The sequence below is a fragment of the Streptomyces sp. Ru62 genome, from assembly GCF_002920615.1.
Lineage (GTDB): Bacteria > Actinomycetota > Actinomycetes > Streptomycetales > Streptomycetaceae > Streptomyces.
On the sequence record NZ_PQSU01000113.1, the window covers coordinates 1 to 229 of the forward strand.

Genomic DNA, 229 nt, shown 5'->3' on the forward strand with positions numbered 1-229 from the left:
ACCCGCCCTCGACCCCACCGGCACCGGTGACGGCGACGGAACACTCGGAGCGATCCGGGCGCACGTGCAGGTCGCCGTCTCCGCGCTCACCCTCATCGGCCAGGACGACGGGCCCGCCGACCTCGCCGGCCGCTCCCCCATCGACGCGAAGACTGCACGCGAACTCGCCGGCAACGCCACCTCCTGGGACCGGTTGCTCACCCACCCGGTCACCGGAACCGTCCTCGAA

The 229-nt window shown here is 72.9% G+C and carries 1 protein-coding gene; it reads left to right on the forward strand.

Annotated features, from left to right (window positions below; genetic code table 11):
• A partial coding sequence (locus tag C3492_RS45085; RefSeq protein WP_374938442.1) for a hypothetical protein occupies positions 1-229 on the forward strand: 229 nt, incomplete at both ends.